We start from the raw sequence: 22,985 nt of genomic DNA, 5'->3' as shown, positions 1-22,985 counted from the left end.
GACGACAACCACCGCGCCGGACCGTCCTGCAGGAACACGGTCCGGCCCTTCCAGCACGAGGGATGCAGTCCATGGAGATTCGCCAGCTCACGCCCGACTTCGCCGTCGCGCCGCAGATCGGTCCGGAACATGTCAGGCCGATCGCGGAAGCAGGCTTCCGCAGCCTGATATGCAACCGGCCCGACAGCGAGGATGGCGCCGTGGATCACGCGCTGATCGAGGCGGCGGCGAAGGAAGCGGGACTGGAGTTCCGCTTCGTACCCGTCGTTCCGGGTTCGGTCACGCCACAGGACGTGGCCGACATGACGGCAGCCATCGACGCGTTGCCGCGCCCGATCCTGGCCTATTGCCGCAGCGGTACGCGCAGCATGAACCTCTACATGCTCGTGGAGCGGACGCGCGGCTGAACACGCCGGACGGGGCTCCCCGGCCGGCCTTGAGCCAGGTGGCGCAACGGACCCGCTCCGCCGCCACCGGCTTCAACCGGACAACAAGGGGGGCGCGCCTGACGCGCACGACACGATGAACGATGCCATGAAGGTCGCGGCCAGCCGGTTGCGGCAGGTGATGCCGGTCTTCGACTGGGGCCGCAGCTACAATCGCGATACCGCCATCAACGACCTCGTCGCGGCGGTCATCGTGACGATCATGCTGATCCCGCAATCGCTGGCCTATGCGCTGCTCGCCGGCCTGCCGCCGGAAATGGGGCTCTATGCCTCCATCCTGCCCCTTGTCGCCTATGCGATTTTTGGCACCAGCCGGGCGCTGGCGGTCGGTCCCGTGGCCGTCGTCTCGCTGATGACCGCGGCCGCGGTCGGCAACATCGCCGCAACGGGAACGCCGGAATACATCGCCGCGGCCATCACGCTGGCCTTCATGTCCGGCCTGTTCCTTCTCCTGCTCGGGGCCTTCCGGCTGGGTTTTCTCGCCAATTTCCTGTCCCACCCTGTCATTTCAGGCTTCATCACCGCGTCCGGCATCATCATCGCGGCAAGCCAGCTCAAGCACATTCTCGGCGTATCGGCGAACGGTCACAATCTCTATGAACTCGTCGTCTCGCTGATCGCGCACCTGCCGCAGACCAACCCGATCACGCTGGTGATCGGGGTGGCTTCCACCGCCTTCCTGTTCTGGGTACGCAAGGGGCTGAAACCGCTCCTGCTCGCGCGGGGTCTCGGGCCGCGGACAGCCGACATCCTGGCCAAGGCCGGACCGGTTGCCGCCGTTGCGGTCACGACGCTCATCGCCTTCGTCTTCGGACTTGGCGATCATGGCGTGAAGCTGGTCGGGGACGTGCCGCAGGGCCTGCCGCCGCTGACCCTTCCGTCCTTCTCCCCTGACCTGTGGGCCAGCCTGATCGGTTCGGCCGTGCTGATCTCGGTGATCGGCTTCGTGGAATCGGTCTCGGTGGCCCAGACGCTGGCGGCCAAGAAGCGCCAGCGCATCAACCCCGACCAGGAACTGATCGGCCTTGGCGCGGCCAATGTCGCATCGGGCATCACGGGCGGCTATCCCGTCACCGGCGGCTTCGCCCGCTCGGTGGTCAATTTCGACGCGGGCGCCGAAACGCCGGCGGCGGGCGCGATGACCGCCGTGGGTCTTGCCGTCGCCACCATCGTCCTGACGCCGCTGCTCGCCTTCCTGCCGCAGGCGACGCTGGCGGCCACCATCATCGTGGCGGTGCTGTCACTGGTCGATTTCTCGATCCTCAGAAAGACATGGACCTATTCCAAGGCCGATTTCATGGCGGTGGCGGCCACGATCCTGGTGACGCTGTTTCTCGGCGTCGAACTGGGCGTTTCGGCCGGCGTCGCGCTGTCGGTGCTGATCCATCTCTACAATTCCTCCAGACCGCACATGGCGGTCGTCGGCCAGGTGGCGGGTACCGAGCATTTCCGCAACGTGCTGCGCCATGACGTGGTGACGGACCCGGCCATACTGACGTTGCGCGTCGACGAAAGCCTCTACTTCGCCAATGCGCGATACCTGGAGGACCAGGTCTACGACATGGTGGCCAAGAGGCCGGAACTCAAGCACGTGATCCTGATGTGCCCGGCGGTCAACGCCATCGACATGAGCGCGCTGGAATCGATCGAGGCGATCAACGAACGGCTCAAGGCGCTCGGCGTCAAGTTTCACATGTCGGAGGTCAAGGGACCGGTGATGGACCGGCTGAAGACGTCGGACTTCTTCCACCACATGACGGGCAAGGTCTACCTCACCCAATACCAGGCGGTGCGCGAACTGGGCGGACGCCTGCAGGGCCCTTCGCGCACAGCCCCGGCCCCGGCGGCGCAATAGGCTGCCTTTTCGCCCGACGAGATCGGGCCCGGAAAACGAAGACCGGCGGCGTCCGTTTGGCGCCGCCGGTCTTTCCGTGTTCAGGAAACGTTTCTGCCCGTCAATAGAGCAGCCGCATGAGGCCGAGCGTGATCGACGGGAACAGCACGAGGATTGCCGTGCGTACCAGGTCGGAGGTCACGAAGGGCATGACGCCGCGATAGGTGGCGGCGATCGGCGTGTCCTTCGCCATGGAATTGATGACGAAGAGGTTCATGCCGACAGGGGGTGTTATGAGACCCACCTCCACGACGATCAGCACAAGGATACCGAACCAGATGGCGAATTCCTCGGGCGTCAGGCCATAGTCGAGGCCGGACACGATGGGGAAGAAGATCGGGATCGTCAGCAGGATCATGGACAGCGAATCCATGACGCAGCCAAGGATGAGGTAGATCACGAGGATGAAGACGAGGACGATCCAGGGATTGAAGCCCTGGGTGACGACCCATTCGGCAACCTCCTGCGGCACCTGCGAAAGCGCGAGGAAGCCGTTGTAGATCGAGGCGCCGAAGACGATGAAGAAGATCATTGCCGTCGCCGACGCCGTCGCCAGGATCGATTCCATCAGCGTCCTGCGGGTCAGGCCGCCATTGAAGAAGGCGATCAGCCCCGTGCCGGCCGCGCCGACCGCCGCACCCTCGGTGGGCGTGAACCAGCCCATGTAGATGCCGCCGACAACCAGCAGGAAGACCAGCAGCACCGGCCAGACATCGAAAAGCGCGCGGAAGTGTTCCGAATAGGGCGCGCGCTCGCGCGTACCGGCGGACTTCGGATAGATGCGCACATAGATGGAAATGGCGATCATGTAGCCGATGGCGGCCAGGATGCCGGGCACGAAGGCCGCGACAAAGAGCTTGGCGATGTTCTGCTCGGTCAGGATGGCATAGATCACGAGCACGACGGAGGGCGGGATGAGAATGCCGAGCGTGCCGCCCGCGGCCAGCGTGCCGGTGGCCAGAGCACCGGAATAGCCGTAGCGGCGCAGTTCCGGCAGGGCGACCTGGCTCATGGTCGCGGCCGTGGCCAGCGACGAGCCGCAAATGGCGCCGAAGCCGGCGCAGGCGCCGACGGCGGCCATGGCGACGCCGCCCTTGCGGTGGCCCATCCAGGTTTCCGCCGCCTTGAAAAGGGCCTGGGACATGCCGCCCAGCGTGGCGAACTGGCCCATCAGGAAGAACAGCGGCACGATGGACAGCGAATAGCTGGAGAAGGTCGAGAAGGTCTCGTTCTTCAGCTTCGCCATGATCGGCAGCCAGTTGAAGCCGCTCACCATCCACGAACCGGCCATGCCGACGACCAGCATGGAAAGGCCGATCGGCAGGCGCAGGAAAATGAGCAGGAGCAGGACCGGAAAGGACCAGATACCGATTTCGAGATTGGTCAATGGTGCACTCCCAGGCCGGGACCGAAATCGGACTTGCCGGTTCTCACTTCATTCACGCGGACATACACCATCCACACAGCGATGATGCAGGCGACCACCGCCGCGACAAGGCTGGCCGCATAGGCCCACCAGACCGGGAACTGCAGGATGAATGTCGTTTCATGATAGCGCATCTTGTCGAACATGCCGTCCTTCAGCTTCCAGGTGAGGATGACAATGATGACGCCCATGACGATCTCGGAGACCAGGTCGATCCAGCGGTTGGTCCGCTCCGACAGGAAACTGGTGAAGAGATCCACGGTGGCATGGCCGCGGTTGAGCTGGCACCATGGCAGGAAGGCGAAGATCGCGAAGGCGACGCCGGCCTCGACAAGTTCGAAATCGCCCGGCACGGGGCCGAGCCCGAACGAGATCAGCGCTCGTCCCGCGATGGAAATGCAGGTGATGATCGTGAGAGCGACCAGCACGAGGCCGCCCAGGAGCGCCAGCATGCGAGCCAGCCATTCAATGGCGCGCGCCATCATTGTGCCTCCCCTTGACCCTGGCCAGTGGCGCAGTCCCCGCGCCTGAAGCCGAATTGCGGGCGAGACATGCTGCATGTGCCCCGTTCCCGCCAATTGAAAGCGGCCGCCTGCCATTGACTTTTTGCATAGCAGGCGGCCCCGGACGTCACTTTTCTTCCGTGTATTTCCCGATCAGCGCCTCTGCCTCGGCGATGAAGGCCTTGCCGTCAATGCCGCGCGCATCCATGTCGGCGGCCCACTTGTCATAGACCGGCTGCGCGGCAGCCTTCCATTTCTCGCTGTCCTCGGCGGAAATGGTGATGATGTTGTTGCCGGCCTTGACCGCCAGTTCGCGCGACGGACCATCGGCGCCCGCCATGGTCTTGCCGGCGAAGGCGGAGAATTCACGTCCGGAATTGGCGTCGATGGCCTTGCGGATGTCCTCCGGCAGGCTCTCATACTTCGCCTTGTTCATCGAAAGCGTGAAGGTGACCGTGTAGAAGGCATAGCCGTCGGCGAACTCGGTGTGGTTCTTCACCAGTTCCGGGACCTTCAGCGAGGCCGTGACCTCCCACGGGATGACCGCACCGTCGATCACGCCCTTGGACAGGGATTCGGGAATGGCCGTCACCGGCATGCCGATGGCCGTGGCGCCAAGCTGTTCGAGAAGCTGGGTCGCCACGCGGCTCGGCGCGCGGAACTTCATTCCGTTCAGGTCGTCCATGGTGGCGACCGGCTTGTTGGTGTGCATGACGCCGGGGCCGTGCACCCAAGTGCCGATGACGTGGACATCCTTGAAGTCGGTGTCCTTCATCTCTTTCTCGAAGAGATCCCAGTAGGCTTTCGAGACCGCCTCGGCATTGGTCATCATGAAGGGCAGTTCGAAGACTTCCGAACGCGGGAAGCGGCCCGGCGTGAAGCCATTGACCGTCCAGGCAAGGTCAACGACGCCATCCATGACCTGGTCCATCAGTTCCGGCGGCTTGCCGCCAAGCTGCATGGCCGGATAGTGCTCGATCTCCAGCTTGCCGCCGGCATCCTTCTCGACGCGGGCGATCCACTCATCCAGGATGAGCTTGGGCACATTGGCCTGGGCGGGCAGGAACTGGTGGAGCTTCAGCGTCACTTCCTGCGCCATGGCGCCGGTTGCCGCGGTCAGCGCCGTCGCGCCCAGCAGCGCGGCAGCGGCGAGGGTATTCAGGAAACGAGGTTTCATCGCGGTCCTCCCCAGGTTGGCGATCAGGTGTCTGTCAGGGTCTTGCCAGAAGGGCGCAGGCGCCCCTCTCGAAAGTCCGTGGCATCCGGAAACGAAGAAAGGCGGCCGGTCCGGCCGCCTTCCCGCCCGGACCTTACATCTGGCCCGAATACTTCTTGATCAGCGCCTCGGCTTCCTCGACCAGCGCCTTGCCGTCATAGCCCTTGGAGTCCATGTCGGCGATCCACTTGTCGTAGACCGGCTGGGCGGCCTCGCGCCACTTCGCGGTCTCTTCCTCGTTCAGCGTGATGATGTTGTTGTTGGCCTTCACCGCCAGTTCGCGGGCCGGACCGTCATAGTATTCCTGCGTCTTGCCGGCAAAGGCGGAGAACTCGATGCCGGAATTGTCATCGATGACCTTCTTGAGGTCGTCGGGCAGGCTCTCATACTTCGCCTTGTTCATGGCGAGGACGAAAGTGACGGTGTAGAGCGCGCGGCCGCTGAACTCGGTGTGGTTCTTGACCAGTTCGGGGACCTTGAGTGCGGCCGTGACTTCCCACGGGATCGTCGTGCCGTCGATCACGCCCTTGGAAAGGGCCTCGGGCACGGCGGGAACCGGCATGCCGACCGGGGTGGCACCCAGTTCCTCAAGCAGCATGTTGACGGTGCGCGAGGCGCCGCGGATCTTCATGCCGTTCAGGTCGGAAGGCACGCGCACTTCCTTGTTGGCATGGATGACGCCAGGGCCATGCACCCAGCCGCCGATGATGTGGACGTCCTTGAACTCTTCGTCCTTCATGTCCTTCTCGAACATTTCCCAGAAGGCGCGCGAGGCCGGTTCGGCGGTCGTCACCATGAAGGGAAGCTCGAAGACCTCGGTGCGCGGGAAACGGCCCGGCGTGTAGCCGATCACCGTCCAGACGAGGTCGACCACGCCGTCACGGACCTGGTCGATGAGTTCCGGCGGCTTGCCGCCAAGCTGCATGGACGGATAGCGCTCCACCTTGATGCGGTTGCCGGACTGTTCCTCGACCTTGTCGGCCCAGACGTCGAGCACGTATTTGGGGACATTGGCCTGCGCCGGCAGGAACTGGTGCAGCTTGAGCGTCACCTCCTGCGCGAACGAAGCGACGGACGTGCCCATGACGGCGCCCACGCCGATGACGGCGGCCATTGCAAGCGATTTCAGAGATAAAGGTTTCACCGGAACTCCTCCCTACGGTTTCCTAGCTTTTCCCAGACGGGGACAAGCAGGCTTGCCTCCGGCTGCATTCATTCCATTTCATGCAGGATTTTGCAACATTCGACTTCATGTCGATGCATTATATTGCGCAGACTGCTGCAACCCTGCCCTTTCCCCTTTTCCGCCGGCATCCGGCGGCAGGGCGTATCATTCAATAAACCGTCCAAGCGGTCAACGAATTTCGAGCGGCAGTGCGCCGCTCTCCTTCAGCGTCTCCAGCACGATGGCCGTTTTCACATGGGCAACCGCCTCGTGAGGAAGCAGGATGTCGTTCACGAAAGCAGACAGGGCCTTGAGGTCCGGGGTCACCACCTTGAGATGGTAATCCATCTCACCGGTCAGCGCATGGGCCTCCTGGACCTGCGGCAGATGGCGGACCAGTTCGGCGAACCTGCGGGCGCTGTCGCGATTGTGCGTCGCCAGCGTCACCGAGATGATGTTGACGAAGCCGAAGCCGAGTCGCTCGCGGTCGAGGCGTGCCGCATAACCGGCAATGTAGCCGGTTTCCTCGAGCCGCTGGCGGCGGCGTGAGCATTGCGAGGGAGACAGGTGAACGCGCTCGGCCAATTCGGCATTCGTCAAGCGCGCATCTTCCTGCAGCAATGCCATGATCTTGCGATCAAATCCGTCAACGGCGCCCGATTCTTCCACCCATTCCTCCTGAGCCGCGCATTTCTCGCACAGTTGAAGCAAATGGCGGCCGCGACGGCAAGCCCGCAGATGCACCGGGAACGGGCCGGCACAGGCGCGGAACAGGGCCGGAAGGTTCCGGGCGCCGCAGGGACCGGCGGGATGCATTGACTTTCCCGATCGCTTGTTGAAATTGCAACTGTTGAAACTGTAACAATGAGGGCTGCGCCGGTCATGACAACCAAGCCTCCTTCCGGGACCGGAACCGAGCTGGCGCTGGAGGACTTTCTTCCCTACCGGCTCAACCGCCTCGCCGATCTGGTCAGCCGGTCCTTCTCGCGCATCTATCGCGAACGCCATGGAATGACGCGGCCGGAATGGCGCGTGCTGGCCTCGCTTGGCCAGTTCGGCCGGGCGACAGCCAGCGACATTGTGGCGCACTCCTCGCAGCACAAGACCAAGGTGAGCCGGGCGGTGGCGGCGCTGGAACGGCGTGGCTGGCTGAAACGCGAATCGGACGAGAACGACCGGCGGGTGGAACACCTGGAACTGACGAAGGCCGGGCGGGCAATCCATGCCGAACTGGCGCCTTTCGCCCGTGACTACGAAGCCGCCGTCGTCGCCGAGATGGGTGACGCGGATTGGAACGCACTGGTGCAGGGCCTGACACGGCTGGAGACCTGCCTGCGTCTGCGCGGCGATCCGGGGGACTGAAAGCGCGCACTGCCGGGCGAATGCGAACATGTCGCACTTGCGGATATATGACCAATAGATTATCATATGTTCATATATTAGCTGATGGAGTACATCATGTCCGATCTCGCAGCGGCCGCGCCCGTTCCCGCAGCCCATTCCAGGCTCGAACACGTGCCGGTGGGCATGTTCGCGATCGTCATGGGGCTGGCCGGACTGACACTGGCAACGATGCGGCTGGAGCATGTCGGCGGCATGCACACGATCGCTCCCGGCCTGCTGCTCGGCCTGACGGGCCTCGCCTTCGCCGCCATCGCCGTGCTCTACGGGGCCAAGGCGGTCAGATATCCTGCGGCCGTGCGCGCCGACTGGAACCATCCGGTGCGGATCGCCTTCTTCCCGGCTGCCAGCATCAGCCTGATCCTGATCGCCACGGCGCTCACGCCCATGCATGCGGGATGGGGCGAGATCATCTGGGGGGCGGGCACGCTGCTGCAACTCGTGCTGACGCTGTCCGTCGTGTCGGCGTGGATCGGGCATCGCACGTTCGAAGCCGCGCACCTGAACCCGGCGTGGTTCATTCCCGCCGTCGGCAACATCCTCGTTCCCATCGCCGGCATCCGGCTTGGCTATACGGAAGTCTCGTGGTTCTTCTTTTCCGTCGGCATCCTGTTCTGGATCGTGCTGGCGACGCTGGTCTTCAACCGCCTGATCTTCCACGCGCCGCTGCCGGAACGGCTGATGCCCACGCTGATGATCCTGATCGCGCCGCCGGCCGTCGGTTTCGTTTCTTGGCAGGGCATGACGGGCGGTATCGACCCGTTCGCGCGCATCCTCTATTACAGCGGCGTCCTGTTCGCGCTCATTTTCGCCACCCAGATCGGCAAGGTGAGCCGCCTGCCCTTCATGATCACCTGGTGGGCCTATTCCTTCCCGCTCGCCGCGCTGACCATCTCGACCCTGGCCTATGGCGCGGCAGCCGGGGTTGCGGGCCTGATCCTGGCCGGGCAGATCCTCTACGGCGTGCTCGTCGCGGTGATCGCCATGCTGCTCGCCAGAACCGGCATGGCTATCGCGCGGGGCGACATCTGCAAGCCGGAGTGACATCGTGACGGAGAAGACCAGCCTCTACGAGGCAATCGGCGGCAAGCCCGCGGTGGAGCGCCTGACGGCGCGCTTCTATGCGCTCATGGACACGCTGCCGGAGGCGAAGGCGACACGCGACATCCATCCCGCCGACCTTGCCGAGAGCGAGGAGAAGTTCACCGAATACCTGATGATGTGGCTCGGGGGACCGCAGACCTTCATCGAGAAGCGCGGCGCGCCCATGCTGCGCCGCCGGCACCTGCCCTTCGGGATCGGCACGGCGGAAATCGAGGGCTGGCTTGCCTGCTTCCGGCAGGCGCTGGACGAAACGGTTCCGCAGGCACAACTGCGCGACGTGATCTGGCAGAACGTGGAACGGCTCGGCCACCACATGCGCAATCGCGAGGGATAGCGACGAAGCCGGCTCTCGCCTCGCCCACCCGAATCCCTGTATGAAGCGCGGATGACCATCCGCCAACTGTCCGAAACCGTCATCAACCAGATCGCCGCCGGCGAGGTCGTCGAACGGCCGGCGTCGGTCGTGAAGGAACTGGTGGAGAACGCGCTGGATGCGGGCGCGCGGCGTATCGAGGTCGTCACCGCCGGTGGTGGCGTCAACCTGGTCCGGGTGACCGACGACGGCAGCGGCATGAGCGCGGCCGACCTGCCGCTGGCGGTCTCGCGCCACTGCACGTCCAAGCTTTCCGACGACATCTTCGACATCCGTTCACTGGGTTTTCGCGGCGAGGCCCTGCCCTCCATCGGCTCGGTGGCCCGCCTGACCATACGCTCGCGCCCCCGGGATGGCGGCGACGGCGCGGAAATCCAGGTGGAGGGCGGCCGCGTGACGGGACCGCGCCCTGCGGCGGGCAATCCCGGCACGCTGGTGGAGGTGCGCGACCTGTTCTTCGCCACGCCGGCGCGGCTGAAGTTCATGAAGAGCGCGCGCGCCGAAAGCGCGGCCATCACGGACGTGATCAGGCGGGTCGCGATCGCCTTTCCCTCCGTCCGGTTTTCCGTGTCCGGCTCTGACCGCTCCTTGCTCGAACTGGCCGATTGCGGCGATGGCCTGACGGGACGGATCCGCCGCATCGCGCAGGTGATGGGCGAGGAATTCGCCGCCGACGCGCTTGAAATCGACGCCGAGCGCGAGGGCGTGCGGCTGACCGGGCATACCTCGATCCCGTCCCATTCGCGCGGCAACGCGCTGGCGCAATATGTCTATGTCAACGGGCGGCCGGTGCGTGACAAGATGCTGGCGGGCGCCATTCGCGGTGCCTATGCCGACACGCTGCCACGCGATCGCCACGCGGTGGCCGCGCTGTTCATCGAGATCGATCCGGCGCTGGTCGACGTCAACGTGCACCCGGCCAAGGCCGATGTGCGCTTCCGCGATCCGGGCCTGGTGCGGGGGCTGATCATCGGCGCGATCCGGCAGGCGCTTGCCGGCGCGGGCATCCGCCCGTCGTCGAGCGCAGCCGACGCCATGATGGCCGCATTCCGGCCCGGAAGCGGGGCGGCATCGCCACGTGACGGCGGCGGGTTTTCACAAGGGCTTGGCGGCTGGCGCGCGGACCGCCCGTCCGCGCCCTTCGACCCGGCAACATCGCCCAGCCGGCCGCTGACCATTCCCGGCGGTTTCGGCGAAACCATGCAGGCAGCCTTTGACGCGGTCGCCACGCCGTCCGGTGACGCCCGCGCGGGCCGTGAGCCGGCCCCTGCGGAGACGCTGGCGCGGCCGCTCGGCGCGGCGCGCGCCCAGATCCACGAGAACTACATCGTGGCACAGACCGCGGATTCGCTGGTCATCGTGGACCAGCACGCCGCCCATGAGCGGCTTGTCTACGAGGCCCTGAAACAGGCGATCCATGCCCGCCCGCTTCCCTCGCAGATGCTGCTCCTGCCGGAAATCATCGATCTGCCGGAGGAGGATGCGGAGCGCCTTGCCAGCCATGCCGGAACGCTGGCACGGTTCGGCCTCAGCCTGGAACGCTTCGGGCCGGGCGCGGTCGCCGTGCGCGAGACGCCGGCGATCCTGGGCGAGACGGACGTGGCGGGGCTTGTGCGCGACCTTGCCGACGAACTGGCCGACAGCGAGACGGCGGACCTGCTGAAGGAGCGCATCGACCACATTGCCGCCACCATGGCCTGCCACGGGTCCGTGCGTTCCGGCCGCAGGCTGAAACCGGAAGAGATGGACGCGCTGCTGCGGCAGATGGAAGCGACCCCCGGTTCCGGAACATGCAATCACGGCCGGCCCACCTATATCGAGCTCAAGCTCAGCGATATCGAAAGGCTGTTCGCGCGGCGCTGAACGGTCAATTGCCTTGACGGGAAGCAGGTTTTGTGGCGTCAACGATCGGCAGGAAAGGCAGGCTCACATGAACCGTTTTGAAGGACCCGGCGCGCGCGAAGCCCGCATCCGCTATCTGGACGGCGACTACCAGGTGCTGTCGCCGGGCGCGTTCGTGCGCTGCGCCGTCACCGGCGAGCCGATCGCGCTGGACGAGTTGAAATACTGGTCGGTCGAGCGTCAGGAAGCCTATCGCGACGCCATCGTCTCGCATCAGCGCGAACTCGATGCCCATCCGGAGTGGCGCAAGCGCTGAAACCTGCCAGGGCCGGTCAGGCCGGACCCTTCGCACGGCGTTCGCGAAACGCCTCCATCGTCTGACGGATGATGCGTTCGGCCGCGCCGGCGCTGTCGAACACGGTCTGCACTTCCAGGATTTCGAGTTCCTGCAGCACGGTCCTGGCAAGGGCGGAACCGCCGATGAGGCGGGCAGCATCCTTGGCCGTGGTGATCAGGCGCGCGCCATTGGAAGCGGCGAGGGCCTGCAATTCGCGCAGGTCGTCATCGGAATAGAGGTGGTGGTCGGGGAAATTGCGCGTGGCGGCGATATATCCCGCGCAGGATTCCAGCGTATCGTAGAACTTCTCCGGCTCGCCGATCCCGGCAAAGGCCACGAATTTTCGGCCGGCGAAGCGCACCGGCTCGACCGGCTCGACATGGGCATGGAAGACCGGGCGCGCGGCCCGCGCCGCAAGCCGCACGACCTGCGCGGCGGCGTCGCCATCGCCCATGACGAGCAGGGCATCGGCATGGCGCAGTTGCGTGACGAGGGGCGCGCGAACCGGACCGGCCGGGATGACATGGCCATTGCCCAGCCCTCGGCGGGCGTCCACCACCAGCAGGCTGTAGTCGAAATGGATGCGGCGGCTCTGGAAACCGTCATCCAGGATCAGGAAATCGCAACCCTGCTCCTTCAGCAGCGCCGCGCCTGCCTTGCGGTCCGGCGTCACCGCCACGGATGCGTGCGCGGCGAGGAGAAGCGGCTCGTCGCCGACATGACGGGCGCTGTCATGGGCGCGGTCGACCAAGTGCGGGTGGGTCGACGCGCCGCCATGGCCGCGGCTGAGGAAACCGGGCCGGTGTCCCGCTGCGATGGCCGCCTGCGCCATGGCGATGGCCGCCGGCGTCTTGCCCGATCCGCCCACGGTGAAATTGCCGATGCACAGGACGGGAAGCGGCACCGCGGCAGGACGGGCGCGGTCCATCATCCAGCCGGCGGCGCGGCCATAGACCAGGGCGGCGGGCTGCAGTGCCAGAGCCTGCCAACCCGGCCTTTCCCACCAGAAAGGCGGGGCATCGCCAATCATCCACCGGCATCCTTGCGCCCGCGATCGAGACGGGCCTCGACGACGAGTGGATGGATGAAGGGTTCCAGTCCGCGCATGGTGTGCGCCAGGGCGCCGCGCATGCTCTCCACCGTGCGCAGGGCGTTCTTCTTCATGGTGGTGCGCACCTCGTCATTGTTGAAGAGGAAGTTCACCGCCCCGGCCAGCATGTCCTTGTCCTTGACCAGTTTCGCACCGCCGTTCTTGATCAGGCGCTGATAGCTCTCGCGGAAATTCTGGACATTCTTGCCGGAAAGGATGGCGGCGTCGAGCATGGCCGGTTCGAGCGGGTTCTGGCCACCCTCGCCGGTCAGCGACTTGCCGACGAAGACGACATCGGTCAGGCGCAGGTAGAGACCCATCTCGCCGATCGTGTCGCCGAGCAGGATGTCGGTCTGGCCGCCGACCGTGTCGCCACGGCTGCGCCGCGCCACGTTCAGGCCCTTCGCCTTCAACTGGCTCTCGATCTCGTCGGCGCGAACGGGATGGCGCGGAACGATGATGGTGAGCAGACCGGGATGGCGGCGGGCGAGCGTCTGGTGCACATCGCCGCAGATCACCTCCTCGCCGTCATGGGTCGAGATCGCCGCCCAGGTGCGCCGCTCACCGATCTGCGCGGTCAGCTTCTCCAGTTCTCCCAGGTCGACCGCTGGAGCCTCGGTATCGACCTTCAGATTGCCGGTCACGATCACCGGACGTGCGCCCAGCGCGCGGTAGCGCTCGCCGTCCACGTCGGATTGCGCCATGACGAGGGCGAGGTTCTCCAGCAGGGCCTCGGCGAGCCAGGAGCGCTTGCTCCAGGCCTTGAAGGAACGGTCCGACAGACGGCCGTTGACCAGAACCTGCGGCACACGGCGCGCGCCGAGTTCCAGAATGGTCATCGGCCAGATCTCGGATTCGGCGATGATCGCAAGGTCCGGCTTCCAGTGGCCGAGGAAACGGGAGACCGCGGGCTTGAGGTCGAGGGGAACATATTGATGGATGACATTGCCGGAAAAGCGGTCGCCGGCGATGCGAGCAGAGGTGACCGTTCCCGTTGTCAGCACCACGTTGACGCCCAGTCCGGCAATGCGCTCTGCCAGCGGCGATACCGCGCTCATCTCGCCGACGGAGGCGGCATGGATCCAGACCAGCGGCCCGTGGGGTCTTGCCGTGCGCGTGATGCCGTAGCGCTCGCGCCGGCGCCGGCGGTCTTCCTTGCCCTTGGCGGCGCGCCAGCCGATATAGCCGCCGACGAAGGGATAGGCCGCCCAGCCCAGCCAGCGATAGGACCACAGGATCGATCGGGCGAGACGGTCGCTCATGGCCGGCCGTCCAGAAGCGCATCGGCGCGGGCATGGATGCGGTTCAGTTCGTCGGTCAGGCGCTGCCGGGCGGCTTCCATGTCCTCGTCCGTGGCATCGGCCGCGACATGGATCGGATCCCCGGCAATCGCGGCCGCGCGGCCGAACGGGAGGTTGATCACGCTCAGGTCCCAGCTTTTCTCCAGCACCTTGCGCCGGGTCGTCTGGTAGGCGAGCGGCAGGATCGGGCGTCCGGACAGGCGCGCCAGCGTGATGATGCCCATGCCGGCCTCGCGCGGTGCGCCCTTGATCACATTGGCAACCATGCCCACCCATTCGCCCTTGTCGAGACGGCGCTTCAATTGGATGAGCGCGCTGGCACCGCCCTTGCCGGCCTGCTGGACGCCGGGCCGGCCGCCCGATCCGCGAACGGTGCGTATGCCGCCGAAGCGGAGCACCATGGCGTTCAGCTCGGCGTCGGCGGAACGCGACACCATGACCGTTGCGGGCATACGTTGCCGGTTCAGGCAGGCAAACATGAAGTGCCTGCCATGCCAGGTGGTGGCGATCACGCTGCCATGGCGCATCGCCGCACCGGACAGTTCGACCGAGCCGGCCACCGGCCGGTTCGTGCGCTCGACCAGCATGAGCCCGCCATAGACGAGGCGCGCCAGAAGGCGTTTCGCGCTCGGCGACCGGACCAGCCGGCCGCGCAGCGCGATCCACAAGCGCTTGATGGCCGGAACACGGACCGCCCGTCCACCGGCACCGCTGGCCATCGCAGCCACGCCGGTCAGCCCTTTTCGTCCGGCTCCAGCAGGCGGTGCAGGTGGACGACGTAGTAGCGCATGAGCGCGTTGTCCACGGTCTCCTGCGCCTTCGCCCGCCATGCTGTCCGGGCCGACTGGAAATCGGGAAACACGCCAACGATGTCGAGCGCATCGAGATCGCGGAACTCGGTGCTGTTCAGCGCCTTCAGTTCACCGCCGAAAACCAGGTGAAGAAGCTGTTTCTTTTCCGGAGCATCGGTCATGGCATGTCATCCTTCAGAGGCAGAATTGTCGATGCATAGAGCATAATCGCGGTTCAAATGAAACCACGCCACGGCGATTTCAAGACAGCGATCGCAGGGCCGCCAGCAATTGCCCGAACACCGCCGGGGAACCGGCCGCCATGCTGCCATGGCGCGGATTGCTTGTCGCCATGGGCGGAGGAGCGCCGTCCTGCCCGGCCAGCGCGCCACCGGCCTCGCGCAGCATCAGTTCGGCAGCGGCGATGTCCCAGTCGTGGCTGTCGGGGCGGATAAACGTGCCGTCCAGACGGCCATCGGCGACCATGGCGAGACGATAGGCCAGAGACGGCACATGGGCGAACTTGCGCATGCGCTGGCGCACCTCCCCGGGCAGGGCACGGGTCATCCAGGCCGGACCGCCGATCACCGGATCGTCGCGCATGGCGCTGACGGCGAGGGGCATGCCGTTCATGCGCGCGCCGCCCCCGGCCGTCGCTTCATACACCTCACCCAGCGCCGGACAGTCCAGCACGCCGGCGACCGCCCGGCCGTTCTCCACGATGGCGACGGAAACGCACCAGGTGTCGCGGCCATCGACGAAGGCGCGGGTTCCGTCGATCGGGTCGACGACGAAGGTGCGCCGGGCATCGAGCCGCGACAGGTCATCGGCGGTTTCTTCCGACAGCCAGCCATGGTCGGGCCTTGCCGCCGTCAGCGCGTCTCGCAGGAAACGGTCCACGGCCAGGTCGGCCTCGGTGACGGGCGAATCGCCCGCCTTCATCCAGACCTCGGGGTCGCGGCGGAAATAGCGCATCGCGATCCGGCCGGCTTCCTCCGCGGCATCCCGCAGGAGCGCCAGGTCGGCATCCAGTTCCAGCAGTTTTCCGTCATTCGCCGGCAAGCGTCATGCCCTCCACGAGAAGGGTCGGCGCGGCGGTGGAAAAACTCCGGTCGATGTCGTTTGCCGGCGTCATGGCCATGAACATGTCCTTGAGGTTGGACGCGATCGTGACCTCGGACACCGGCCAGGCCAGTTCGCCGTTCTCGATCCAGAAGCCGGAGGCGCCGCGCGAATAGTCGCCGGTGACCATGTTGACGCCCTGGCCGATGACCTCGGTGACGTAGAAACCGGATTTCAGCGATCCGATGAGATCGCGCGGCGTCGCGTCGCCGGGTTCGATGGCAAGATTGGTGGAGGTGGGCGAGACGGAGGACGCGGACCGGGCGCCGCGCCCGTTTGTCACCAGTCCCAGTTCGCGCGCGGCCGCAGACGCCAGGAACCAGTGGCGCAGCACGCCTTTTTCCACCATGACCAGCGGCTCGCCAGCCACGCCTTCCCCATCGAAGGGGCGCGAGGCAGGCCCGCGCACACGCCGTGGCTCGTCCGTCAGCGTGATGGCGGCAGAGGCCACCGGCTGGCCCATGCGGTCGCGCAGGAAGGATGTCTTGCGGGCGACGGCGGCACCGTTGATGGCGGCCGCCAGCGAGCCGGCCAGCCCGCGCGCCACGCGCGGGTCGAAGACGACCGCGACCGGCCCGGTCTTCGCCTTTCGCGGGCCGAGGCGGCGCACCGCCCGCTCCCCTGCCCTGCGGCCGATGTCCTCCGGCGCTTCGAGGTCGGTGAAATGCTGGCGCGAGGAGAAGTCGTAGTCGCGTTCCATGGCGCTGCCCTCACCGGCCAGCACGGAGACCGAGCGGGAGAACCGGCTCGACTGGTAGCTGCCGAGGAAGCCGTGCGACGTGGCAAGCACCAGGCCGCCGAAACCGGCGGAAACGCCGGCGCCGAGCGAGTTCGTCACGCCGGGAACCGCCATGGCCGCCTCTTCCATGGCGAGCGCGGTTTCGGTCATGTTTTCCGGCGCCGGTTCGGTGGAATCGAACAGGTCGAGATCAGGGATGTCGCGCGCCAGCAGGTCAGGGTCGGCCAGGCCGGCGAAGGGATCCTCGGGCGATGCCTTGGCCATTGCAACGGCGCGCTCGGCCAGGCGGGCCGCGTCGTAGCCGGTCGTGGCGGACACGCTGGCCACCCGCCGGCCGCAGAAGACGCGCAGGGACACGTCATCGCTTGCCGAGGATTCGGTGTTCTCGACCTTGCCGAGCCGCACCGACACGGAAGTCGAGCCGCCGCGCACCACGACGGCATCGGCGGCATCCGCGCCGGCCTTCATTGCCGCTTCGACCAGTGCCTGGACGCGTGTTTCGAGTTCGGGCATACCGCCCGCGGACTGTCCCATGGTCTTTCCTTGCTTCGGCGATCCTGCCACGGCTGCGGCGAAACCCGGCCAGCCGTATCAAGTTTCCTGTTCCATCTATTGGCGCGGCCTGCAACAATCAATGGCGCCGGGGCAATCAAGGGAATCCAGACCAGACGATGGCCACAGAATCGACATCGCTCTTCGCAGAAGCCCTGCTGCTGCTGGGAGGCGCCGTGATCGCCGCGCCGGTGTTCAAGCGGATCGGGCTGGGCACCGTGCTCGGCTACCTGGCAGCGGGAATCATCATCGGGCCGATCGCCCGGCTGATCGCGGATGCGGAAGAAATCCTCCACGTCGCGGAACTGGGTGTCGTCTTCCTGCTGTTCATCATCGGGCTGGAGTTGAAACCGGCGCGGCTGTGGGCCATGCGGCGCGCCATCTTCGGGCTTGGCCTGGCGCAGGTGCTGGGCGCCGGCATGGCCATTTACGGGCTCCTGTCGCTGGCCGGAACGCTGTCGGCCAATGGCGCGCTGATCGCCGGGTTCGGCCTTGCGCTGTCGTCCACCGCCTTCGCGCTGCAGCTTCTGGAAGACGACGGGGCGACCAATACACGCTGGGGACAGACCGCCTTTTCCATCCTCCTGTTCCAGGATCTGGCGATCGTGCCCCTGCTGGCGCTGGCCTCCTTCCTGGCGCCCTATGCGCCGGACGCACCGGGCAATGGCTGGATGGACGCGGCCATCGCCATCGCGGCGGTGGCCGGGGTGATCCTGGCCGGGCGCTACCTGCTCAACCCGGCCTTCCGGTTCATCGGCAATACCGGCGCGCGCGAGGTGATGATCGCGGCCGCGCTGTTCGTGGTGATCGGATCGGGGATGCTGCTGCAATGGGCGGGGCTCTCAATGGCCATGGGTGCCTTCCTGGCCGGCGTGATGCTGGCCGAATCGAGCTACCGCCACGAACTCGAGGCCGATATCGAGCCGTTCCGCGGCCTGCTGCTGGGACTGTTCTTCATCGCCGTCGGGTTGTCGGTCGACCTGGCGGTCATCCGTGACAACCTGTTCCTCATCGCCGGCGCGACATTCGGCCTGCTCGCGCTGAAAGCCGCCATCAACTACCTGCTCTGCCGTGTCTTCGGTTCCGACCACAATGACGCGGTGCGCGTGGCACTGCTCATCCCGCAGGGAGGGGAGTTCGGCTTCGTGCTGTTTTCCATCGCCGCGACGAGCGGGCTATTCACCAGTTCCACAGCCTCGATCCTGATAGCCATTGTCACCCTTTCCATGGCGCTGACCCCGGTCTCCATGATGCTGGCACGGCGGCTGGTGCACACCGCCGTGGCGGAGGAGATGGACGAGGATTTCGACGGGGCCGGGGCCGATGTCCTCATGGTCGGCTTTTCGCGTTTCGGCCAGATCGCCTCGCAGATGCTGCTGGCCAGCGGCCGGGACGTGACCATCATCGATCATTCCGCCGACCGCGTGCGCGCCGCACAGAAGTTCGGCTTCCGGATCTATTTCGGTGACGGCACACGCAAGGACGTGCTGGAGGCGGCCGGCATTCGGCGCGCCAAGATCGTGGCCGTCTGCACACACAAGCGCGAGATCACCGACCGGATCGTCGATCTGATCCAGTCGGAATATCCCAATGCCAAGATCTTCGCGCGGGCCTATGACCGCACCCACACGCTGGCGCTGCGGGCGCGCGGGGTCGATTACGAGGCACGCGAGACCTTCGAGTCCGGCCTGCTCTTCGGCCGCAGGACCATCGAGGCGCTCGGCGTGGACGAGAGCCGCGCACTGGAAATCCAGGACGATGTCCGCAAGCGCGACGAGGAGCGTCTCGCCATCCAGCAGGTGGAGGGCATCTATGCCGGCCGGGACAAGCTGCACACGCGGCCGGTCTCGCCGGAACCGCTGATCAAGCCTGCCCGCGAAGGCCGGCGGCTGGACGACGATCCGGAAGGACGCGAACCGGAAAAGCCTGCCGATCCCCATTCCATCGGCGCCAATGCCTGACGCCCGGCCGGCTCAGGCCGGTTCGGCCTCGGGCGGCTCCGACTGCGCTTTCAGCGCCTTGGCCCGGCCGGCCAGTTGCGGCAGTTTCTCGATGAGGGCTTCGCGCACCTGGGTGCGCACGGGCTCGGTGACGCTCAGGACCTGACGGATCTTGAGGAAATCGAGGACGCGGAACCGCGAGACCGGCGGGCGGAGCATGATGGCCGGCGGATGCGCCTTCTGCCGGGTGGCGATGATGGATTGCATCATGAGCTGCGTGGCGCCGAACATGAAGTCGATGGAGGACGGGTTGCCGCCGGTCTCCTCCGGGCCACCGACGACATCGATGGCGATGACCATGTCAACGCTGTCACCGAAAACGTCGAAGGGAAGCGGGTTGTAGATGCCGCCGTCAATCAGCGTCATGCCGTCCCGCTTGACGGGCCGGAACACGGCGGGAATGGCCGCCGAGGCCGCGACCGCATTGCGCAGGTCGCCCTTCGTGAACAGGCACAGCTTGTGGCCGAAATAGTCCGTCGCAGTGACGGTCAGGGGAATTTCCAGGTCCTCGAAACGATGCGGGATGTCATTCGGCAGGAAGGCCTTGAGGATGCTCTCGACGTTGAATTGCGAAAAGCGGATGCCGGTTTCCATCATGGCGCCGAGGCTGGCCGGGCGTGCCCGCCAGAGGCGCGCGACCGCCTCGCCGCGATCGGCGAGAACGGCAAGGGCATGCGCCTCGATTTCCTCTCCGGTCATGCCGGCAGCCATGGCCGCCCCCATGATCGCGCCAATGGAGGAGCCCGAAATCGCTGCCGGACGGATGCCAAGGGCATCCAGTTCCTTGATCACGTGAATATGGGCCAGCCCCCGCGCGCCGCCGCCGCCAAATGCGATGCCGATCCGCGGCAGGTCCAGCGCCTTTCCGGAATCAATTTCGACCGGCGCCCGCGCCGCCGCGGCCTTCTTTCCGCCCGCCCGCCTTTTCCCCGCCATGACCGCCTCACCCGTCCCTGGCGGGCGCGGCGGGAGACCCGGCGATTGCCCCTTTCGGACCGACCAGCATGATGGCCGGATCGGCCGTCAGCAGCTTGCGGGCCTGTTCGCGGACCTCGTCAAGCGTGACGCCGTTGATGTGCCCGGCACGGCTGCTGATGTAATCGATGCCAAGGTTCTCCTGCTGGATGCCGACAAGGGTGCGCGCGATGTCACGCGAATTGTCGAAATTGGCGATCGGGTAGGAGCCGATGATGTATTTCTTGGCCGATTCCAGTTCCGCTTCCGTGGGGCCCTCCTCCACCATCTTGCGCACCTCCTCCAGGATCACGTCGAGCGTCTCCTGGGCCCGGTCGGAACGGGTCGCCGTTGATATCTGGAGTTCGGCGGAATAGTCGCGCGGGGAAAGCCAGGCGCCGACGCCGTAGGCAAGGCCGCGCTTCTCGCGGACCTCGTCATACAGGCGCGAGGAAAACGAGCCGCCGCCAAGGATATGGGTCATGACATAGGCCGCGTAGAAGTCGGGATTGTCGCGCTTGACGCCCGGATAGGCGAGGCGGATCGACGTCTGCGGCAGATCATAGGTCACTTCCATGCGCTGCCCGAACTTCGGGTTGGCGGGACCGACCGGCTTCTGGTCGGCTTTCGCCGGAAGGCCGCCGAACAGCCTGTCCAGTTCGGCTTTCAGCGTCTGTGCGTCGATGGCGCCGACGACGCCGACGAAAAGATTGTCACGGGCAAACTGCGCCTTGTGGAATGCCTTGAGGTCCTGCGGGGTGATGGCCCGCAGGGTCTCCACCGTACCGTCGTTGCGCCTTGCATAGGGGTGTTCGCCATAAATGCCCTTGTTCCATTCGATGGCGGCGATGGTGCGCGGGTCGCGTTCTTCCGACTGGATACCGGAAACGATCTGTTCGCGGATGCGGTTCACCGGCTCGGCATCGAAGCGCGGTTCGGTGATGGCGAGACGCAGCAGGTCGAGCGCCTCGTCCCTGTTTTCCGCCAGCATGCGCATGGAGCCGGTAATGCTGTCGGGGCTCTGGGAGAAACTCATCTCCGCGCCGACATCGTCCAGTCTCTCCTGGAAGGCATCGCTGTCCAGGTCGCCGGCGCCCTCGTCAAAAAGGCCGGTGATGAGGTTGGCCATGCCGGCCTTGCCTTCCGGATCCTGCGTGGACCCGCCCTCGAAAGCCATCTGGATGGTGACGATCGGGACGGTGTAGTCCTCCACCAGCCAGGCCTTGATGCCCGTGTCGGAGACCACTTCCTGGATCTTCATTTCCGCTTTCGCCGGCAGCGTGGCCAGGGCAAGCATCAGGACCGCTGCGGCCAGGCCGGCGGCAATCCGGGCAGGAGCAAGATTGCGCATCGTCATTTTCCTCATGACCGTGTCTCCCGTTCCGGCAGGAGCAGTCCGGTGACGGACCGGGATTCGTCGAGCCAGCGGCGGGCCGCGTCGCGGACCTGGTCGGGCGTCACCTGCCTGATCCGGTCGGTCCAGGTCTGGATATCCTCCACCGTGCCGCCCGTGGTCAGCACCGAACCATACATGCGGGCCATGCCCGACTGGTCGTCGCGCGAGAAGATCATCTGGCGTATGAAGCGGTTGCGGGCCTTTTCCAGTTCCTCCTCCGTCACGCCGCCGCTTTCGATCCGGGCGATCTCGGCAAGGATGGCCTGCTGGAGTTCCTCGACGTCCGTCTCGCCGCGCGGCGTGCCATAGGCAACGAAGCGGCTGTCGTCGAGCGCCGTTCCCTGGTACCAGGCGCCGACGCTGGCAGCCATGCCGCGCTTGACGACGAGTTCCTGATAGAGCCTGGACCGGGTTCCGCCCCCCAGTATTTCGGCCAGCAGATCGAGCGCCTCGGCCTCAAGCCCCTCGTCGGTATTGTAGGACGGCACGACCCAGTTGACCTGGTAGCTGGGCACCGTGACGCGCGGATCGCGCATCGTCACCACGCGGGCGGTATTCTGCTCGGGTTCCTGCGGCCGGAGACGCGGCGGCAGGTCCGGACCGCGCGGCACCTGGCCATAGGTCTCCTCGGCCAGGGCGCGAACCTCTTCGGGCGTCACGTCGCCGGCCACCACGAGGACGGCATTGTTCGGCGCATAATAGCGCGTGTAGAACTCGATGGCGTCGGCCCGGTTGAGTTTCTCGATCTCCTGCTTCCAGCCGATGACCGGAATGCGGTAGGGGTGGTTCTGGTAGAGCGTGGCGTCGATCTCTTCGGAGAGCAGCGAGGACGGATTGTTGTCGACCCGCATGGCGCGCTCTTCCAGGATCACGTTGCGCTCCGGCCCGATCACCTCGTCGGTCAGGATGAGATTGTGCATCCGGTCGGCCTCGAAGGCCATCATGGTGCCAAGGGCCTCGGGTGCCACCTTCTGGAAATAGGCGGTGTAGTCGTCCGAGGTGAAGGCGTTTTCCTGCCCGCCGATCTCCGAGACGGCGCGCGAAAACGCGCCCGGCGGATTGTTGCTGGTGCCCTTGAACATGAGATGCTCGAAGAAATGGGCAATGCCGGACTTGCCGGGCGCCTCGTCGGCGCTGCCGGTCTTGTACCAGAGCATGTGCGTGACCACGGGCGCGCGATGATCCGGGATCACCACGACCTCCAGGCCGTTGTCCAGCATGAAACGCGAAATCTCGGACCTGCCGTCTGCCGCGGTGGCGGGCGCTGCTGTCAGAAGGGCGGCGCCGGCAAGCGCCGCGAGCATGGTTTTGCGAATGACCGCCATGGCTAGCT

At 65.9% G+C, this 22,985-nt stretch carries 22 protein-coding genes; 8 read left to right on the top strand and 14 right to left on the bottom strand.

Annotated features, from left to right (window positions below):
- The first annotated feature begins 71 nt into the window (after window positions 1-71).
- On the top strand, window positions 72-407 hold the full coding sequence (locus ACLB6G_RS15125) for a protein tyrosine phosphatase family protein (RefSeq protein ID WP_410357028.1): 336 nt from the start codon (window positions 72-74) through the stop codon (window positions 405-407).
- Between the two features lie 115 nt (window positions 408-522).
- Window positions 523-2,301 carry a SulP family inorganic anion transporter gene (locus tag ACLB6G_RS15120; protein WP_410357027.1) on the top strand — a complete coding sequence of 593 codons (1,779 nt, stop codon included), beginning with the start codon at window positions 523-525 and terminating at the stop codon, window positions 2,299-2,301.
- A gap of 100 nt (window positions 2,302-2,401) precedes the next feature.
- On the opposite strand, the gene ACLB6G_RS15115 is transcribed toward ACLB6G_RS15120, so the two are convergent.
- The 5 genes from ACLB6G_RS15115 to ACLB6G_RS15095 all read right to left on the bottom strand — a co-directional run bounded on the left by ACLB6G_RS15115 (window position 2,402) and on the right by ACLB6G_RS15095 (window position 7,319).
- A complete protein-coding gene (locus ACLB6G_RS15115) occupies window positions 2,402-3,727 on the bottom strand; it encodes a TRAP transporter large permease (protein WP_410357026.1) in 1,326 nt (441 codons plus the stop codon).
- Window positions 3,724-4,248, bottom strand: coding sequence for a TRAP transporter small permease (locus ACLB6G_RS15110; RefSeq protein WP_410357025.1), 525 nt, complete (start codon window positions 4,246-4,248; stop codon window positions 3,724-3,726). The genes ACLB6G_RS15115 and ACLB6G_RS15110 overlap by 4 nt, the downstream gene beginning before the upstream one ends.
- 148 nt (window positions 4,249-4,396) lie before the next feature.
- Window positions 4,397-5,446 (bottom strand): TRAP transporter substrate-binding protein, encoded by a 1,050-nt coding sequence (locus ACLB6G_RS15105; protein ID WP_410357024.1) that lies wholly within the window; start codon window positions 5,444-5,446, stop codon window positions 4,397-4,399.
- A gap of 133 nt (window positions 5,447-5,579) precedes the next feature.
- A complete protein-coding gene (locus ACLB6G_RS15100; protein ID WP_410357023.1) occupies window positions 5,580-6,629 on the bottom strand; it encodes a TRAP transporter substrate-binding protein in 1,050 nt (349 codons plus the stop codon).
- A gap of 210 nt (window positions 6,630-6,839) precedes the next feature.
- Window positions 6,840-7,319, bottom strand: a complete 480-nt coding sequence (locus tag ACLB6G_RS15095; protein WP_410357022.1) for an Lrp/AsnC family transcriptional regulator — start codon at window positions 7,317-7,319, stop codon at window positions 6,840-6,842.
- A gap of 213 nt (window positions 7,320-7,532) precedes the next feature.
- On the opposite strand from ACLB6G_RS15095, the gene ACLB6G_RS15090 reads away from it, so the two are divergent.
- The 5 genes from ACLB6G_RS15090 (at window position 7,533) to ACLB6G_RS15070 (ending at window position 11,686) form a co-directional block, all read left to right on the top strand.
- Window positions 7,533-8,012, top strand: a complete 480-nt coding sequence (locus tag ACLB6G_RS15090; protein WP_410357021.1) for a MarR family winged helix-turn-helix transcriptional regulator — start codon at window positions 7,533-7,535, stop codon at window positions 8,010-8,012.
- Between the two features lie 96 nt (window positions 8,013-8,108).
- The gene (locus ACLB6G_RS15085) at window positions 8,109-9,095 is read left to right on the top strand and encodes an SLAC1 anion channel family protein (RefSeq protein ID WP_410357020.1); all 987 of its coding nucleotides are present in this window, start codon (window positions 8,109-8,111) and stop codon (window positions 9,093-9,095) included.
- Window positions 9,096-9,099: 4 nt separating this feature from the next.
- Window positions 9,100-9,489, top strand: a complete 390-nt coding sequence (locus tag ACLB6G_RS15080; protein ID WP_410357019.1) for a group II truncated hemoglobin — start codon at window positions 9,100-9,102, stop codon at window positions 9,487-9,489.
- A 51-nt stretch (window positions 9,490-9,540) separates the two neighbouring features.
- Window positions 9,541-11,391, top strand: a complete 1,851-nt coding sequence (gene mutL / locus ACLB6G_RS15075) for a DNA mismatch repair endonuclease MutL (protein WP_410357018.1) — start codon at window positions 9,541-9,543, stop codon at window positions 11,389-11,391.
- A gap of 67 nt (window positions 11,392-11,458) precedes the next feature.
- Window positions 11,459-11,686, top strand: a complete 228-nt coding sequence (locus ACLB6G_RS15070; protein WP_410357017.1) for a DUF2093 domain-containing protein — start codon at window positions 11,459-11,461, stop codon at window positions 11,684-11,686.
- Between the two features lie 16 nt (window positions 11,687-11,702).
- On the opposite strand, the gene lpxK is transcribed toward ACLB6G_RS15070, so the two are convergent.
- The 6 genes from lpxK to ACLB6G_RS15040 form a co-directional block, all read right to left on the bottom strand.
- Window positions 11,703-12,737, bottom strand: coding sequence for a tetraacyldisaccharide 4'-kinase (gene lpxK / locus ACLB6G_RS15065; RefSeq protein ID WP_410357016.1), 1,035 nt, complete (start codon window positions 12,735-12,737; stop codon window positions 11,703-11,705).
- Window positions 12,734-14,059 carry a lipid IV(A) 3-deoxy-D-manno-octulosonic acid transferase gene (waaA, locus tag ACLB6G_RS15060; protein ID WP_410357015.1) on the bottom strand — a complete coding sequence of 442 codons (1,326 nt, stop codon included), beginning with the start codon at window positions 14,057-14,059 and terminating at the stop codon, window positions 12,734-12,736. Before waaA ends, lpxK begins: the two co-directional genes overlap by 4 nt.
- Window positions 14,056-14,817 (bottom strand): lysophospholipid acyltransferase family protein, encoded by a 762-nt coding sequence (locus ACLB6G_RS15055; RefSeq protein WP_410357161.1) that lies wholly within the window; start codon window positions 14,815-14,817, stop codon window positions 14,056-14,058. Before ACLB6G_RS15055 ends, waaA begins: the two co-directional genes overlap by 4 nt.
- A gap of 14 nt (window positions 14,818-14,831) precedes the next feature.
- Window positions 14,832-15,071, bottom strand: a complete 240-nt coding sequence (locus tag ACLB6G_RS15050; protein ID WP_410357014.1) for a DUF4170 domain-containing protein — start codon at window positions 15,069-15,071, stop codon at window positions 14,832-14,834.
- 79 nt (window positions 15,072-15,150) lie between these two features.
- Window positions 15,151-15,951: an inositol monophosphatase family protein gene (locus tag ACLB6G_RS15045; protein WP_410357013.1), complete on the bottom strand. Its 801-nt coding sequence runs from the start codon at window positions 15,949-15,951 to the stop codon at window positions 15,151-15,153.
- The gene (locus ACLB6G_RS15040) at window positions 15,938-17,284 is read right to left on the bottom strand and encodes a TldD/PmbA family protein (RefSeq protein ID WP_410357012.1); all 1,347 of its coding nucleotides are present in this window, start codon (window positions 17,282-17,284) and stop codon (window positions 15,938-15,940) included. Before ACLB6G_RS15040 ends, ACLB6G_RS15045 begins: the two co-directional genes overlap by 14 nt.
- Window positions 17,285-17,421: 137 nt before the next feature.
- Here ACLB6G_RS15040 and ACLB6G_RS15035 point away from each other — a divergent pair, with 137 nt between their 5' ends.
- On the top strand, window positions 17,422-19,263 hold the full coding sequence (locus ACLB6G_RS15035) for a monovalent cation:proton antiporter-2 (CPA2) family protein (RefSeq protein WP_410357011.1): 1,842 nt from the start codon (window positions 17,422-17,424) through the stop codon (window positions 19,261-19,263).
- 12 nt (window positions 19,264-19,275) lie between these two features.
- On the opposite strand, the gene ACLB6G_RS15030 is transcribed toward ACLB6G_RS15035, so the two are convergent.
- Genes ACLB6G_RS15030 through ACLB6G_RS15020 form a run of 3 tightly spaced genes read right to left on the bottom strand, consistent with a single transcriptional unit; the run spans window position 19,276 to window position 22,977 of the window.
- Window positions 19,276-20,238 carry a patatin-like phospholipase family protein gene (locus ACLB6G_RS15030; RefSeq protein ID WP_410357010.1) on the bottom strand — a complete coding sequence of 321 codons (963 nt, stop codon included), beginning with the start codon at window positions 20,236-20,238 and terminating at the stop codon, window positions 19,276-19,278.
- 7 nt (window positions 20,239-20,245) lie between these two features.
- Window positions 20,246-21,622 carry a M16 family metallopeptidase gene (locus ACLB6G_RS15025; protein WP_410357009.1) on the bottom strand — a complete coding sequence of 459 codons (1,377 nt, stop codon included), beginning with the start codon at window positions 21,620-21,622 and terminating at the stop codon, window positions 20,246-20,248.
- The gene (locus tag ACLB6G_RS15020; RefSeq protein ID WP_410357008.1) at window positions 21,619-22,977 is read right to left on the bottom strand and encodes a M16 family metallopeptidase; all 1,359 of its coding nucleotides are present in this window, start codon (window positions 22,975-22,977) and stop codon (window positions 21,619-21,621) included. The genes ACLB6G_RS15025 and ACLB6G_RS15020 overlap by 4 nt, the downstream gene beginning before the upstream one ends.
- Window positions 22,978-22,985: the final 8 nt, after the last annotated feature.

Source organism: Zhengella sedimenti (genome assembly GCF_046506625.1).
GTDB lineage: Bacteria > Pseudomonadota > Alphaproteobacteria > Rhizobiales > Rhizobiaceae > Zhengella > Zhengella sedimenti.
This window is presented reverse-complemented; position numbering and strand designations above follow the sequence as displayed.

Coding starts and splice junctions, on each gene's coding strand:
- ACLB6G_RS15125 (WP_410357028.1), top strand. CDS start 72: ATGGAGATTCGCCAGCTCACGCCCGACTTCGCCGTCGCGCCGCAGATC.
- ACLB6G_RS15120 (WP_410357027.1), top strand. CDS start 523: ATGAACGATGCCATGAAGGTCGCGGCCAGCCGGTTGCGGCAGGTGATG.
- ACLB6G_RS15110 (WP_410357025.1), bottom strand. CDS start 4,248: ATGGCGCGCGCCATTGAATGGCTGGCTCGCATGCTGGCGCTCCTGGGC.
- ACLB6G_RS15105 (WP_410357024.1), bottom strand. CDS start 5,446: ATGAAACCTCGTTTCCTGAATACCCTCGCCGCTGCCGCGCTGCTGGGC.
- ACLB6G_RS15090 (WP_410357021.1), top strand. CDS start 7,533: ATGACAACCAAGCCTCCTTCCGGGACCGGAACCGAGCTGGCGCTGGAG.
- ACLB6G_RS15085 (WP_410357020.1), top strand. CDS start 8,109: ATGTCCGATCTCGCAGCGGCCGCGCCCGTTCCCGCAGCCCATTCCAGG.
- mutL (WP_410357018.1), top strand. CDS start 9,541: ATGACCATCCGCCAACTGTCCGAAACCGTCATCAACCAGATCGCCGCC.
- ACLB6G_RS15070 (WP_410357017.1), top strand. CDS start 11,459: ATGAACCGTTTTGAAGGACCCGGCGCGCGCGAAGCCCGCATCCGCTAT.
- lpxK (WP_410357016.1), bottom strand. CDS start 12,737: ATGATTGGCGATGCCCCGCCTTTCTGGTGGGAAAGGCCGGGTTGGCAG.
- waaA (WP_410357015.1), bottom strand. CDS start 14,059: ATGAGCGACCGTCTCGCCCGATCGATCCTGTGGTCCTATCGCTGGCTG.
- ACLB6G_RS15055 (WP_410357161.1), bottom strand. CDS start 14,817: ATGGCCAGCGGTGCCGGTGGACGGGCGGTCCGTGTTCCGGCCATCAAG.
- ACLB6G_RS15050 (WP_410357014.1), bottom strand. CDS start 15,071: ATGACCGATGCTCCGGAAAAGAAACAGCTTCTTCACCTGGTTTTCGGC.
- ACLB6G_RS15040 (WP_410357012.1), bottom strand. CDS start 17,284: ATGGGACAGTCCGCGGGCGGTATGCCCGAACTCGAAACACGCGTCCAG.
- ACLB6G_RS15035 (WP_410357011.1), top strand. CDS start 17,422: ATGGCCACAGAATCGACATCGCTCTTCGCAGAAGCCCTGCTGCTGCTG.
- ACLB6G_RS15030 (WP_410357010.1), bottom strand. CDS start 20,238: ATGGCGGGGAAAAGGCGGGCGGGCGGAAAGAAGGCCGCGGCGGCGCGG.
- ACLB6G_RS15025 (WP_410357009.1), bottom strand. CDS start 21,622: ATGAGGAAAATGACGATGCGCAATCTTGCTCCTGCCCGGATTGCCGCC.
- ACLB6G_RS15020 (WP_410357008.1), bottom strand. CDS start 22,977: ATGGCGGTCATTCGCAAAACCATGCTCGCGGCGCTTGCCGGCGCCGCC.